The sequence below is a fragment of the Actinoplanes sp. NPDC023801 genome, assembly GCF_040639655.1.
In the GTDB taxonomy this organism is placed as follows: domain Bacteria; phylum Actinomycetota; class Actinomycetes; order Mycobacteriales; family Micromonosporaceae; genus Actinoplanes.
Genome location: NZ_JBFAAI010000003.1, coordinates 112,030 through 125,783 on the forward strand (window position 1 = coordinate 112,030; position 13,754 = coordinate 125,783).

The window sequence follows — 13,754 nt, forward strand, 5'->3', positions numbered from 1 at the left end:
GGGGCCCCGCACGGGGCCCCGTGTTCTCACTGCTCCTCGTCGTCGTCCTCGTCCTCGGCCCGGTCATCGGCGGTCTGCGCGTGCCGCGGCGGCTGAACCGGGGCCGCCTCGATCACCTCGGCGACCGGCTCCTCCTCGACGTAGTCGTTCATCTGCGGAGCGTCGACCCAGAGGGCGCGCAGCTGGCTCTGCATGAAGGCGGTGAGCCGGCCGCGGTACTCCCGGTCGAACTGCTCGAGAGCCTCGATCTGCTGCTGCAGCGCCTCGCGCTTGGCGCCCAGGCTGCCGACCACGTCGTCGTAGCGCTGCTGGGCCTGGTGCCTGAGCTGCTCGGCGCCGGCCGCGGCGTCGGCTCCGATGGTCTCCGCGCGGGCGCGGGCGTCGGCCACGATCTTCTCGGTGGCCCGCCGGGCCTCCTCGGCACGGGCCTGCGCGTCGCGGGCCATCTGCTCGGCACCGGCGCGGGCCTCGGCAAGCACCCGGTCGGCCTCGCGGCGCACGTTGTTGGCGTGGGCCTGGGCGTCGCGCGCGATCTGCTCGGCGGCGGCCAGCGCATCCGTACGGATCTTGTCCGCGTGGTGCTGGGCGCTCGCCACGTGTTCCTCGGCGGTGCGCTGTGCCAGGGCGAGCACCTGGAGGGCCTGGTTCGGCAGGCCGGGGTTGGGGGCGATCACCGCGTGCTCCGAGGTCTGACTGTCCGTCCCATTGAGCAGCACTTCGACACGATCCTTACTCGAGGGGTGAGTCCACAGACGTCCGGCCGGATTGCTGAGGGGAGGCCGGAACGCTGGCCATGATCGGCGGATGCTACCAAGCTGAGCTGCCCGTTTGCGAGAGTGCGCGAGCCCCCTCCTGAAGAGGCAATTTCGTCGATTACGACAAAAATGGCTAAATCACGTTTTAGGATCAATTGGATCTCGTGTCGGACCCACCGGAGGACGATCCATGCGACGTCGACCCACATTGGCCGCAATCACCCTGCTGACCTGCGTGTTCGCGCTCACTCCGGGGTCGCCGGCGGACGCTGCGGAGGACCACCGGATGGCAGTCTGGTCGATGGACGAGACGGCCGGAAGTGCCTGGATGCTGGACACCAGCGGGCGCGGGCACCACGGACAGATCGGACCGGAGGTCGGCACAGGTCTGTCCACCGGGTACGAGATGGGCTACACGTTCGAACGCCTGGAACCGGACACCCCGCCGGCCCGGCCCGGCCATGTGGTCAGGGTCGCCGACCACTCGGACCTCGACCCGGCGGACCGCGAGTTCGCCGTGACGATCCGGCTGCGGACCAACCGCAAGTTCGGCAACATCATTCAGAAGGGCCAGGCGACGGTACGCGGGGGAAGCTGGAAGGTGCAGCTACCCAACGGCCGGGCCACCTGCACGTACCGGGGCTCCCGAGGCACCATCGAGCTGATCGCCCCGTACCGGATCAACGACGGCGCCTGGCACGTGGTCCGCTGCGTGCGGCTGCGCCAGGGCGTCTACCTCACCATCGACGGCTACCAGGCCAAGTCGCGGGAGGGCTGGGTCGGCACGATCGACAACGACTGGCCGGTGTCGATCGGCGGCAAACTCGACTGCGATCAGGTCGAGGTCGGCTGCGACTACTACGCCGGTGACCTCGACTGGATAACCGTCGAGGCGGCCTGACGGTTCTCTCTACCCCGTCAGGCCACCTCGCCGGAGATCACTCAACGGCCTTCAGATCAACGGCCGAAACCCCGGGCGAGCCGGTGGTACGCCTGGTTCCAGCGCACCTCCTTGGCGAACGAGCGGGTCGTGGTGGACCCGTCGATCACCAGCAGCTCGGTGCCCACCATCTCGGCCAGGTCGGCCAGTTCCTCCGCGCCGACCGCCGAGGACAGCACGGTGTGGTGCGGGCCGCCCGCGGTCAGCCAGCACTCGGCCGACGTGGACAGCGACGGGGCCGGCTTCCAGACCGCCCGGGCCACCGGCAGCTTCGGCAGCGGCGCGGTCGGCGGAACGACCTCGATCTCGTTGGCGACCAGGCGGAACCGCTCCCCCAGGTCGGCCAGGCCGAGCACGATCGCGTTGCCGGGAGCCGCGTCGAAGACCAGGCGGACCGGGTCCTCCCGGCCGCCGATGCCGAGCGGGTGGATCTCCAGCTTCGGCTTGGACGCGGCGATCGACGGGCACACCTCGAGCATGTGCGCCCCGAGGATGACCTCGTTGCCGGGCGTCAGGTCGTAGGTGTAGTCCTCCATGAACGAGGTACCGCCACCGGGCGCCATCGCCTTCAGCGTGTGCACCAGGACCGAGGTCTTCCAGTCACCCTCGCCGCCGAACCCGTACCCGTCGGCCATCAACCGCTGGACCGCGAGACCCGGCAGCTGCCGCAGCCCGCCGAGGTCCTCGAAGTTCGAGGTGAACGCGCGGAACCCGCCCTCGGTCAGGAACTGCCGCAGGCCGAGCTCGATCCGGGCGCCGTACCGCAGCGACTCCAGCCGCTCGCCGAGCAGTTCCGGCGCGACCTCGTAGGTGTCCTTGTACTCCTCGACCAGCTTGTCGATCTCCGCGTCCGGCTGCTGGTCGACGACCGCGACGAGGTCGTTGACCCCGTACGTGTTGACCGAGACGCCGAACCGCAGCTGAGCCTCGACCTTGTCGCCTTCGGTGACCGCCACGTCGCGCATGTTGTCGCCGAACCGCGCCAGCTTGAGGTTGCGCATCGCGGAGTAACCGCGTGCCGCCTTGACCCAGGTCGCGATGCGCGCGACCACGGCCGGGTTGCTGACGTGACCGGCCACCGTCTTGCGCGGCACACCGAGGCGGGCCTCGATGAACCCGAACTCCCGGTCGCCGTGGGCGGCCTGGTTGAGGTTCATGAAGTCCATGTCGATCTCGGACCAGGGCAGTTCCACGTTGTGCTGGGTGTGCAGGTGCAGCAGCGGCGCACGCAGCGCGTCCAGCCCGGCGATCCACATCTTCGCCGGGGAGAACGTGTGCATCCAGGCGACCACGCCGAGCACACCGGGCGTCGAGGAGGCCCGCCGGCACACGTCGAGGATCTGCTCGGCACTGGTCAGCACCGGCTGCCAGACCACGTCGGCGTCGAGCTGTGCGTCCAGCTTCGCGGCGATCTCCCGCGACTGGGAGGCGACCTGCTCCAGGGTCTCCGGCCCGTAGAGCCCCTGACTGCCGGTGAGGAACCAGATTTCCCCGTTACTCATGTGGTCGCCTTTCTCGTACTTTGTGTAGTCATGCTGGTTACTTCGCTTTTCTCGTGACGAGCCGCTGCATCACGATGAAGGCGAACAGGAGCACGCCGATGATGATCCGGCTCCAGGCCGCGTTCAGATCGCCCTGGAAGTTGATGATGGTCCGGATCAGGCCGGTGACCAGGACGCCGAGCAGCGTGCCCCACACGAAGCCGGAACCGCCGGTGAGCAGCACGCCACCGATGACGCACGCCGCGATCGCGTCGAGCTCCAGGCCGTTGCCCTGCAGCGCCCACCCGGAGGTGGAGTTGATGCTGAACAGCACGCCGCCGAGCGCCGCGCAGAAACCGCTGATGGTGTAGACAGCGATCTTGGTACGGCCCACCGGCAGACCCATCAGCAGCGCCGAGTCGGCGTTGCCGCCGATCGCGTAGACGTTGCGGCCGAACCGGGTCCACGCCAGCACCGCCGCCGCGACCAGCACCGACAGGATCGCGATGACGGCGATCGGCTTGGTGACCACACCGTCGGCCAGCACGATCCGGAAGTCGGAGATCTCCCGCCACATGTCGTCGCGGATCGGCACCGATTCGTCATTGATGGTCAGGGCCGCGCCGCGGGCCAGGAAGAGCCCGGCAAGCGTGGCGATGAACGGCTCCACCTTGAAGAAGTGAATCACCGCTCCCTGGCCGGCCCCGATCAGCGCACCCAGCAGGAGCACCGCCGGCAGCACGACCATCGGAGGCCAGTCCGCCTTGAGCAGGGTGGCGGTCAGGATCGTGGTCAGCGAGATGACCGCGCCGACCGACAGGTCGATACCGCCGGTCAGGATCACGAACGTCATACCGACCGCGACCACCAGCAGCACCGCGTTGTCCCGGAACAGGTTGACGATCACGCTCGGGTCGTCGAAGTTGCGGTAGTTCGCCACGCCGGTGCTGTACATGACGACCAGCAGGAACAGCGTCGCGAGGATCGGGACGTACTTGGTGTTGGGCTTGTAGACCCGGCGCCGCTTGTTGAGCTCCGGGCCGCCACCACCCTTGGTTACCGGAGTCATGTCCATGGTGGTCATGCCGGGACTCCAACCTTCTCGACGGCGGGACGCGACTTGAAGCGCCCGAAGACCTTCGCCCGGAAGTCCGGCGACTGCGACAGGCACAGCGCCACCACCACGACGGACTTGAACAGCAGGTTGGCCTCGGGCGGGATGCCGACCGCGACCACGGTGACCCGCAGTGTCTGGATGATGATCGCGCCCAGCACGGTGCCGATGATCGAGAACCGGCCACCGATCAGCGCGGTGCCACCGATGACCACCGCCAGGATGGCGTCCAGCTCGATCAGGTTGCCGGCCGAGATGCTGTCGGCGCTCTTGATGTCGGCACTGGCGATCAGGCCCGCGAGACCGGCGAACCCGCCGGCCACGACGTACGTCATGATCGTGATCCGGCGTGCACCGATGCCGGCCAGGCGGCTGGCGGTCGGGCTGCCGCCGACCGACTCCAGCAGCAGGCCCAGCGCGGTGCGCCGGGTCAGCAGGACGGTCAGGCCCACCGCGGCCGCGGCGATCAGCAGGGCGATCGGCAGGGCCAGGAAGAAACCGGAGGCCAGCGCCGAGTACGGCCCGGACTGCACGTTGATGATCTGGCCCTCGGTGAACAGCTGGGCCAGGCCACGGCCGGCCACCATGAGGATCAGGGTCGCGATGATCGGCTGGATGCCGACCACGGCGACCAGTGCGCCGTTCCAGAGGCCCGCCGCCAGCGACACCAGGATCGCGGCACCGATCGCGATGAACACACCGCTGAGGCTGTTCTGGTTGTCCAGATCGCTGATCAGAAGACACGCGACCGCGCCGGAGATCGCCATCACCGAGCCGACCGACAGGTCGATGCCACCGGTCGAGATGACCAGGGTCATGCCCAGTGCCACCAGGATCAGCGGCGCACTGCCGCGCAGGATGTCGATCAGGGTGCCGAACAGGTGTCCGTCCTGGATCGTGAGGAACTGGTTGGAGGTGAAGAAGTTGATGCCCAGCATCACCACCAGGATCAGCGCCGGCCAGAACAGCCGGTTCTTGAGAATGTTCGTCATGAGGTTGCTCCGCTGGCGATGGTCTGCATGATGCGGTCCGCGTCGACGTCCGCGGTGTTGTCCAGCTCCTCGACCAGGCGCCGGTCCCGCAGCACCGCGATCTTGTGGCTCAGCCGGAGGACCTCCTCCAGCTCGGCGCTGACGAACAGCACGGCCATGCCGCCGTCGGAGAGTTCCGCCACCAGCTTCTGGATCTCGGCCTTGGCGCCGACGTCGATACCGCGGGTCGGCTCGTCGATGATCAGGAGCCGGGGCTCGGTGATCAGCCACCGGGCGAGCAGCACCTTCTGCTGGTTGCCGCCGCTCAGGTTGCGGACCGGGCGCTCCGGGTCGGCGGGCCGGATCTGCAGCGCCTTGATGTACTTGTCGACGATCTCGTCCTGCTTCTTGCGCGGGATGGGACGTGCCCACCCGCGGGCGGCCTGCAGGGCCAGGATGATGTTCTCCCGGACGCTGAGGTCGCCGATGATGCCCTCGGTGCGCCGGTTCTCCGAGGAGAAGGCGATCCCGCGCTTCATCGCGGTCTGCGGGTCGCGCAGCGTCACCTTCTTACCGTCCACCAGCAGTTCGCCGGAGTCCGCCCGGTCGGCACCGAACAGCAGGCGGGCCAGCTCGGTGCGGCCGGAGCCGAGCAGCCCGGCCAGACCGACCACTTCGCCCTCGTGGATGGTCAGGTCGTACGGAGCGATCGCCCCCGTACGGCCGAGACCCTTCGCCTCGAGGATCGGCTTGGCCCCGGCGGCACGTTCCCGGTTGCGCTGCGCCTTGTCCTCGAGGTCCTCCAGGGCGGCGAGCTCCTTGCCGATCATCTTCTCGACGAGCTGCACCTGGGAGAGCTCGTCGACCCGGTGCTCGCTGATCAGCTGGCCGTTGCGCAGGATCGTGAGCCGGTCGGAGATCTCGTAGATCTGGTCCAGGAAGTGCGAGACGAACAGGATCGCCACGCCGGACTCCTTGAGCCGGCGCATGATCCGGAACAGCTGCGCGACCTCGGCGCTGTCCAGGCTCGAGGTCGGCTCGTCGAGGATGAGGACCCGCGCGTCCACGTCGATCGCCCGCGCGATCGCGACCATCTGCTGGATCGCGAGCGAGAAGGAACTGAGCGGCGCGGACACGTCGAGATCGAGGTCGAGCCGGGCGAGCAGCTCCGCGGCACGCCGCCGCATCTTGCCCCACTGGATCTTGCCGAACTTACGCGGCTCACGGCCGATGAAGATGTTCTCCGCGACGGAGAGGTTGGTGCAGAGGTTGACCTCCTGGTAAACGGTGCTGACACCGGCCTGCTGCGCCTGCAGCGGCCCGGAGATCCGCACCGGCTCGCCGCCGAGCCTGATCTCGCCACCGTCGATCTCGTACACGCCGGTCAGCGTCTTGATCAGGGTGGACTTGCCGGCCCCGTTCTCGCCCATCAGGGCGTGAACCTCACCGGGGAACATACGGAAATCGACGCCGTCGAGGGCGACGACGCCGGGGAATACTTTTCGGATTCCGGTCATCTCGAGGACCGGAGACTGCTCGCCCATCACTGCTCCGTTTCGAGCTCCGCAGGCCGCCCCGGCGGTACCGGGGCGACCTGCGGGCAATCAATCAGTACTTGCGGGTGGGCAGAGCCGCCTTGGCCTCTTCCTGGGTGAAGGTGCCCTCCTTGGTGAGGATCCGCTTCTCGACCGGCTTGCCGTCCTTGACCGCCTTGACGGTCTCCATCAGCTGGTCACCGAGGAGCGGGCTGCACTCGACGATGAAGTTGATCTTGCCAGCGGCGAGCGCCGTCATGCCGTCCTTGACCGCGTCGACGGTGATGATCTTGATGTCCTTGCCCGGGACCTTGCCGGCCGCCTCGATCGCCTCGATGGCACCCAGGCCCATGTCGTCGTTGTGGGCGTACAGCACGTCGATCTTCGGAACCGACTGGAGGAAGGTCTCCATGACCGTCTTGCCGTCGGCACGCTTGAAGTCACCGGTCTGGGTCTTGACGATCTTCAGGTTCGGGTTCGCCTTGATCTTCTCGGCGAAACCGGTCTGCCGGTCGATGGCCGGAGCCGAACCGGTGGTGCCCTGCAGCTCGACGATGTTGACGTCGCCGGTCTTGCCCTCGTACTCCTTGACCAGCCAGTCGCCGGCCTTCTCACCCTCGACCTTGAAGTCCGAGCCGATGAAGGACTCGTAGAGCGAGGTGTCCTGCGAGTCGACGGCACGGTCGGTCAGGATCACCGGGATACCGGCGTCCTTGGCCTCCTTGAGCACGGCGTCCCAGCCGGAGGTGACCACCGGCGAGAAGGCGATGACGTCCACCTTCTGCGTGATGAAGCCGCGGATGTCGCTGATCTGGTTCTCCTGCTTGCCCTGAGCGTCGGAGAACTTGAGCTCGATGCCGGCGGCCGCGGCGGACGCCTTGATCGACTCGGTGTTGGCGGTACGCCAGCCACTCTCGGCACCGACCTGGGAGAAACCGAGGACGATCTTGCCGTCGTCGCCGCCACCACCCTCGGCGCCGCTGTCGCCGCCACCACAACCGGCGAGAGCCGAGACGGCCAGCAGGCCACCGAACACCGCCACAGACAGGCTCTTACGCACTACAACCTCCAGAAACTGTTACCGTTCACAAATTAAGCAGCGGGTAGGGCTACCAGCCCAGTTCCCCGATGTTCGGCGTCCTTCTGCGACCGCCGTCACAGCTTGCGTTTCTGGAGTGTTACCGTTCTCATCGCGGTCGTCAAGAGACTTGGATCCCTGTTTCAGATCTGTTGCAATAGCCACCACCTCACCCGTGGTGATCGAACCGAAGCTGCTAGGAATCGTCCAATGGCGACATCTGACCCGGTACCGGCCATTGAACCGGCCACCGCACCACCCGTGCCTGCGCCCCGGCCGCGAACCGGCAAGGAGCGCGGCAGTGTCATGCGTGACGTGGCCAAACTGGCCGGCGTCTCGCACCAGACCGTGTCCCGGGTGATCAACGAGCATCCCAACGTCCGCGCCGAGACGCGGGAACGGGTGCTCGCCGCCATGCGATCGCTCAACTACCGGCGCAACCTGGCCGCCCGCACCCTCGCCACCCGCGAGTCGCACACCCTCGGCATCGTCGGCTTCGAGACCACCCTCTTCGGGCCCGAGTCGATGCTCTACGGCATCGAGAGCGCCGCACGGGCCGCCGGATACCTGGTCAGCGTCGCCACCGTTCGCGAGTTGTCGCACCGCCCCGTACTCGAGGCCGTCGACCGGCTCGTCCAGCACGGCGTCGACGGCATCATCGCGATCGCCCCCAAACCGGCCGTCACCACGGCGCTCACCCACGCCCCCGGCGGCATGGCCTGCGTGGCGGTCGGCGGCGACGGGGGCCAGCCCGGATTTCCGACCGTACGGGTCGACAACGCGGCCGGCGCCCGCCTCGCCACCCGCCACCTGCTCGACCTCGGGCACCCCACCGTCCACCACGTCGCCGGCCCGCTGGACTGGCCCGAGGCCCAGGCCCGCGTCGACGGCTGGCGCGACACCCTGTACGCGGCCGGCGCCGTCGTGCCACCGGTCACCGCCGGCTGGTGGGACGCCGCCGCCGGATACGAACAGGGCCGGCGTCTCGCGGAGGACCCGTCCGTCACAGCGGTCTTCTGCGCCAACGACCGCATCGCCCTCGGCGTGCTCCGCGCCATGCACGAATCCGGCCGTTGCGTACCCGACGACGTCAGCGTCGTCGGGTTCGACGACATGCCGGACTCGGGTTACTTCCTCCCCCCGCTGACCACCATCCACCAGGACTTCGCGGAGCTCGGGCGGCGGGCACTCGCCCTGCTGCTGCGCAACCTCGGCCTCCCGGACGGCGACGCCCCGGAGGACGTGGTGGTGGCACCCCGGCTGATCCCACGGATCAGCGCCGTCCCACCCCGCCGCTGATCCGTCTCCACCGCTGATCCGACTCTGCCCCCGTTCTGCCTCCCCCCGGTCACCGGCCCGTCCGCCGGTGACCACGGTCCCCGGCCCCGGACCGGCGCCAGCACCCCGGTCCGGGGCCGGGCCCACTCCGCCGTGTGTCCGGCTCACCCACCCCCGCTCACCCGCTGCGGTGACCGACGGTTGCGTCATGGCTTCACGCCGCTACAGTCCGAGGAGTGCCCGAAGCCCTCCAGCCCCCTGGCGGTAACAAGGCGTTCACCTCCCGGACACCTCCCGCGCCGGGGCAGCCGACGCGGTGCCCCGCATCAGCAACCGGTGCCCGGCGGCTCCCACCACCGGCGGAGAGCTACCGCCACGCCAGCCGACCACCATCAGTGCCGGACACCTCAGCCCCAGTCGCATAGCCACCACCCGCGTCCGACAGCCATCGGCACTGCCGACAGCTACCACCGCGACGACACGGTCACCTTCCGGAACGCCCAACCGCCGCAACGACGCGATGAAGGGACGGTGAGCACATGGCTCCCGGATCGAACGGATGGTTCCGCCGACGAACACCCCGGCTCTCCGGCACGCTGCACATCCGCGATGACACCGGCCATGAACTGGTAGTTCCGCTGCGAGGGCGGGCCTCGCTGCTGACCGCGGGCGGCACCGGGCTCCACGGATACGGCGAGGTGTGGGCCGTGCACACCACCGCCCCCGCGGCCGAGACCAGTCTCATGATCGCCTACAGCCGGGACGAATCCGCCAAGGAGCTGGCGTCCGGCCTGTGCGCCGCAGGTCAGACCATCCAGCTCGACGACGTGACCTTCACCTGGCGCGTCACTTCGCCCTCACCCAACGTCATCCCGCGGCAGCGTGCGGCCACGTCGAATCTCCCCCGCAACCTGCGGATACCGCCGGCCCGTACCACCAACACCCGCGGCGCGCCGGCCGACGACGGGGGTCTGCGTTCCCGGCTGCGCAACATGGTCCGCGTCGTCACCCAGGCCACCCGCCACTGACCGCCGGCCGCGATCCATCAATTGGGGGCCGTCGCGGTCTTGTGTCCGCGCACATCCGTTCGGTTATCGTTAGCGCTAACATTTCCCCGGTCGAGGAGAAGAACGACGTGACTTACGGTTCGCCGGCCCTGCGCCGGGCCGTGCTGCTGGCCAACCAGACCATCCCCAAGGCCGGCCTGGCCCAGCTGACCTGGGGAAACGTCAGCGGCATCGACCGTGAGGGCGGCTTCTACCTGATCAAGCCGTCCGGCGTCGCCTACGACGAGCTGACCGAGGACCACCTGGTCCCCGTCGACCTGGAGACCGGCAAGGTCCTGGCCGGAGACCTGCGCCCCTCCGTCGACAGCGAGAGCCACCGAGCCTTCTATCTGGCCTGGCCCTCCATCGGCGGGGTCACCCACACCCACTCCACGAATGCTGTGGCCTTCGCCCAGGCAGACCGCGACATACCGGTTCTCGGCACCACCCACGCCGACACGTTCAACGGCCCGGTCCCGGTGACCCGCACCCTCACCCCTGAGGAGTGCGCCACCGACTACGAACTCAACACCGGCCGGGTGATCATCGAAACCATCGGCGACGACGAGGCCGCCGCCGCCACCCCGGCCGCCCTCGTCGCCAACCACGGCCCGTTCACCTGGGGCGCCACCCCGCAGAAGTCCGTCGAGCACGGCATCATCCTCGAAGCCGTGGCCGAGATGGCCCTCAAGACGCTGGCCCTCAACCCGAACGCCGCCACCCCGGCCCACCTCCAGGAGCGTCACTTCAAGCGGAAGCACGGCCCGGGCGCCTACTACGGCAACCCCCGCCCATAACCTTCCGGTCCACCACGCTGATCTTCCACCTCCCGGCCCGTCCAGCCGCCGGACCGCGAGCCGGCGCCGAGCCCAGGATGGCGAAACTCGAGTGCCCTGCACGCATCCCGAACCGCACAAGATCGAGGCTGAGCGGCATCGGGCAACGGCAGGTGGACGGCGACGGGCGGCCGGGCGCAGCTGACCGGCGTTGACGGGCCGCGCCGGACACAGGCAGCGACTGACGGGCCGGAGCCGGGCGGCCGGCGGTGAGGTCAGCGGAGGCCGGCTATCGCCTGGGCCACCCGGTTCCGGAGGGTTTCGGGAAGTGCGGCGTAGCCGGCCCGTTCGGCTGCCGCCTGACCGGCCTCGCTCGCCGCGTATATAAGGAAGCTCCGCGCCGTCTCCGGGATCGTGTTGCGGCAGACGAGCTCGTAGGTCACCTGGACTATCGGGTAGGCGCCGCCCGCCGCGGCCGCGTGGTCGATGTCGAGGCGCAGGTCGTCGCTGACGCGAGCAGAGGCGATGGTGCGTGCCGCGTCGTGGCCGGTCGGCCGGGCGAAGCTGCCGTCGCTGGTGCCGACCTGTACGACGGCCAGGTCGGTGACCCGGGCGTAGGACGATTCGACGTAGCCGATCGCCCCGTCGGTACGGGCGATCGCGTCGGTGACCCGGTGGCTGCCGCGCTGGCCGAGGCCGCCGGGAAGGGGCCATTCGCTGCCGGCGCCGTGCGGCCAGTCGGACGGCGCGGCGGCGGTCAGGTAGCGCAGGAAGTTCGCGGTGGTGCCGGAGCCGTCGGACCGGTGCACGACACGGATCTTCGTGGCGGGCAGGGCCGTACCGGGATTGTCGCCGGTGATGGCCTTGTCGTTCCAGGCGGTGACCTTGCCGCTGAAGATCTTCGCGATGGTGGGCGGGGACAGGCGCAGGTCCTCGATGCCGGCGACGTTGTGGGCGAGGGCGATCGGGCCGATCACGAGGGGCAGGTACATGGCGGGGCCGGTGCCGCAGCGGGCTGCGGCTCGCTGCTCGTCGGCGGCGCCGAGCGCGGTGTCGGTGCCGGCGAAGTCGCCGGTTCCGGACAGGAAGGCGCGGACGCCCGCCCCGGAGCCGGTGCTGTTGTACTCGATCGAGGAGTCGGGGCAGGCGATCTGGTAGGCCTTGATCCAGGCGTTGACCGCGTTGGTCTGCGCGGAGGAGCCCTGGCCGGTGGCGGAACCGGTGGCGCAGGCGATCGGCTCCTCCGGTTCGGTGGGCGCGTCGCAGCCTGTCACCAGCAGCAGCGTCGCCACGGCGGCGGCTCGGAGCCTCATCGGACTGTTCCTTTCCTGCACATCGGCCGGACCGCTGGGGTCATCGATATTCGGCGAGGCGTGGGCGTACGGCCAGGGGTATCAGCGCCAGGACCACCGTGAGGATCACGCCGGGCAGCAGGGACCAGCCGGTCAGGGTGAGTTCCGCGACGCGCAGCGCCCGGTCGAAGTCGCGCTCGCGTGCCTCGGTGGCCGCCGCGACGGCCGCGTCGAAGTAGGCGAAGTCGAAGGCCGCGTCTCCCCGCCGGATGCCGGTGAGCTGCCGTACCGCCTCGTCGGTCCGCCCCGCGTCGGCGAGTCCCAGGATCCGGTCGTGGACGGTACGGTAGGCGGCCCACCGGTCGGTGGCACCCGTCCCGGCGAGCTGTGGCAGGCCACCGCGCGTGGAAGCGGCGACGGTGACGGTCTCGTGATCGGATCGGGACTGCCCGGCTGCGGGACGGCAGGCGGGGTCCCCGGTGAGGCAGGCGGACTTCGCGACGAAGTCGTCCCGGTAGTAACCGAGCTTGGCGGAGATCAGGTAGCGGCCGGTGTCGGCGGCGGCGTCGTAGCCGAGGGCGCGCAGTTCGGAGAGGGCCAGGTACGGGCCGAGGCCGCGGTCCCGTCCGTCGGCGAGCAGCCGGGACTGCGCCTGCAGGACGATCGTGGCGGCCAGCGGGAGCAGCAGGCCGAGAGCGGTGGCGGCGACGAGCGCCGGGTTCCAGGTGCGGCGGAAGCGCCGGGTCAGCCACACCTGCAGATGGACCAGAGCTACGACTAGGGTGCCGCCGAGGAGGACGGCGACGGTCACCCCGGTCGTCTCGGTCGCGCTTTTCTGGGCGTACGCCTCGTCGAGGCGGCTCTGACTGTGCCGGCGTAACTGCTCGGCGTCCGGCAGGAGGCGCAGGTGCAGCAGGTCGGTGGCCTGGGTGTAGTAGCCGAGTGCGTCCGGTGCCACTGCCCCGGCCCGGGTGGGTGCGACCGTGGCCTGGGCGGCGAGGGCCTGGCCGACGCGCTGCCGGTAGACGGCGAGCGAGTCCATCAGGCGCAGCGCGGTCGCCTGTTCGGCTTCGCCGGCGCCGCTGCTCAGGAAGCTCTGCAGGTCATGATCGGCCTGGTAGCCGCGGTCGCGGTAGGCGCCGAGCGCGTCGACGCGGCTGCCGGCGAGTTCGTCGCTGTCACCGGCCAGCAGGATGCGGGTGACCTGGGCGTCGAGGTCGCTGAGTGCGAAGTAGAGGTCGGCGGCCGTGGCGGCCCGGGGCGCGGCTTCGCGGCCGATGACCCGCACCCGGTCCTGCACGCTGATCATGACGAGGGTGAGGGCCAGCAGCAGGACGACGGCGGCCGCTGCGGTGAGGGCGGCGAGCAATCGCAGGCGAATCGGTGTATCGCGCCGAGTAATAGTCGCGGGCACGCCGTCACGGTAATCCATCACCGCAATTCTGTGACGACGCGCCCGCTCGTTTTCCAGCGGTTTACCCGCCGTCT

Annotated in this window: 12 protein-coding genes; 4 read left to right on the forward strand and 8 right to left on the reverse strand. The window is 69.3% G+C overall.

All coding sequences use genetic code 11. The features are described from left to right. Window positions 1–26 precede the first annotated feature (26 nt). Window positions 27–716, reverse strand: a complete 690-nt coding sequence (locus tag AB0G04_RS07680) for a hypothetical protein (protein WP_360978207.1) — start codon at window positions 714–716, stop codon at window positions 27–29. Between the two features lie 229 nt (window positions 717–945). Here AB0G04_RS07680 and AB0G04_RS07685 point away from each other — a divergent pair, with 229 nt between their 5' ends. Further along, complete coding sequence (locus AB0G04_RS07685) at window positions 946–1,656, forward strand: laminin G domain-containing protein (RefSeq protein WP_360978210.1); 711 nt, start codon at window positions 946–948, stop codon at window positions 1,654–1,656. Between the two features lie 56 nt (window positions 1,657–1,712). Here AB0G04_RS07685 and araA read toward each other — a convergent pair whose 3' ends face one another. The 5 genes from araA to AB0G04_RS07710 form a co-directional block, all read right to left on the reverse strand. Further along, the gene (araA, locus tag AB0G04_RS07690) at window positions 1,713–3,197 is read right to left on the reverse strand and encodes an L-arabinose isomerase (RefSeq protein WP_360978213.1); all 1,485 of its coding nucleotides are present in this window, start codon (window positions 3,195–3,197) and stop codon (window positions 1,713–1,715) included. Window positions 3,198–3,234: 37 nt separating this feature from the next. Further along, on the reverse strand, window positions 3,235–4,251 hold the full coding sequence (gene yjfF / locus AB0G04_RS07695) for a galactofuranose ABC transporter, permease protein YjfF (RefSeq protein ID WP_360979347.1): 1,017 nt from the start codon (window positions 4,249–4,251) through the stop codon (window positions 3,235–3,237). A 5-nt stretch (window positions 4,252–4,256) separates the two neighbouring features. Further along, window positions 4,257–5,282: an ABC transporter permease gene (locus AB0G04_RS07700; protein WP_360978216.1), complete on the reverse strand. Its 1,026-nt coding sequence runs from the start codon at window positions 5,280–5,282 to the stop codon at window positions 4,257–4,259. Next, window positions 5,279–6,805, reverse strand: coding sequence for a sugar ABC transporter ATP-binding protein (locus AB0G04_RS07705; RefSeq protein WP_360978220.1), 1,527 nt, complete (start codon window positions 6,803–6,805; stop codon window positions 5,279–5,281). The genes AB0G04_RS07700 and AB0G04_RS07705 overlap by 4 nt, the downstream gene beginning before the upstream one ends. Before the next feature lie 64 nt (window positions 6,806–6,869). Next, a complete protein-coding gene (locus tag AB0G04_RS07710; protein ID WP_360978223.1) occupies window positions 6,870–7,856 on the reverse strand; it encodes an ABC transporter substrate-binding protein in 987 nt (328 codons plus the stop codon). Window positions 7,857–8,180: 324 nt separating this feature from the next. Here AB0G04_RS07710 and AB0G04_RS07715 point away from each other — a divergent pair, with 324 nt between their 5' ends. The 3 genes from AB0G04_RS07715 to araD all read left to right on the forward strand — a co-directional run bounded on the left by AB0G04_RS07715 (window position 8,181) and on the right by araD (window position 10,995). Beyond that, window positions 8,181–9,173, forward strand: a complete 993-nt coding sequence (locus AB0G04_RS07715) for a LacI family DNA-binding transcriptional regulator (RefSeq protein WP_360978226.1) — start codon at window positions 8,181–8,183, stop codon at window positions 9,171–9,173. Between the two features lie 518 nt (window positions 9,174–9,691). Next, window positions 9,692–10,180: a hypothetical protein gene (locus AB0G04_RS07720; RefSeq protein WP_360978229.1), complete on the forward strand. Its 489-nt coding sequence runs from the start codon at window positions 9,692–9,694 to the stop codon at window positions 10,178–10,180. Window positions 10,181–10,287: 107 nt separating this feature from the next. After that, window positions 10,288–10,995 carry an L-ribulose-5-phosphate 4-epimerase AraD gene (araD, locus tag AB0G04_RS07725; protein ID WP_360978232.1) on the forward strand — a complete coding sequence of 236 codons (708 nt, stop codon included), beginning with the start codon at window positions 10,288–10,290 and terminating at the stop codon, window positions 10,993–10,995. A 254-nt stretch (window positions 10,996–11,249) separates the two neighbouring features. Here araD and pstS read toward each other — a convergent pair whose 3' ends face one another. Next, window positions 11,250–12,287 (reverse strand): phosphate ABC transporter substrate-binding protein PstS, encoded by a 1,038-nt coding sequence (gene pstS, locus AB0G04_RS07730; RefSeq protein WP_360978235.1) that lies wholly within the window; start codon window positions 12,285–12,287, stop codon window positions 11,250–11,252. A gap of 40 nt (window positions 12,288–12,327) precedes the next feature. Further along, window positions 12,328–13,698, reverse strand: coding sequence for a hypothetical protein (locus AB0G04_RS07735; RefSeq protein ID WP_360978238.1), 1,371 nt, complete (start codon window positions 13,696–13,698; stop codon window positions 12,328–12,330). Window positions 13,699–13,754 lie beyond the last annotated feature (56 nt).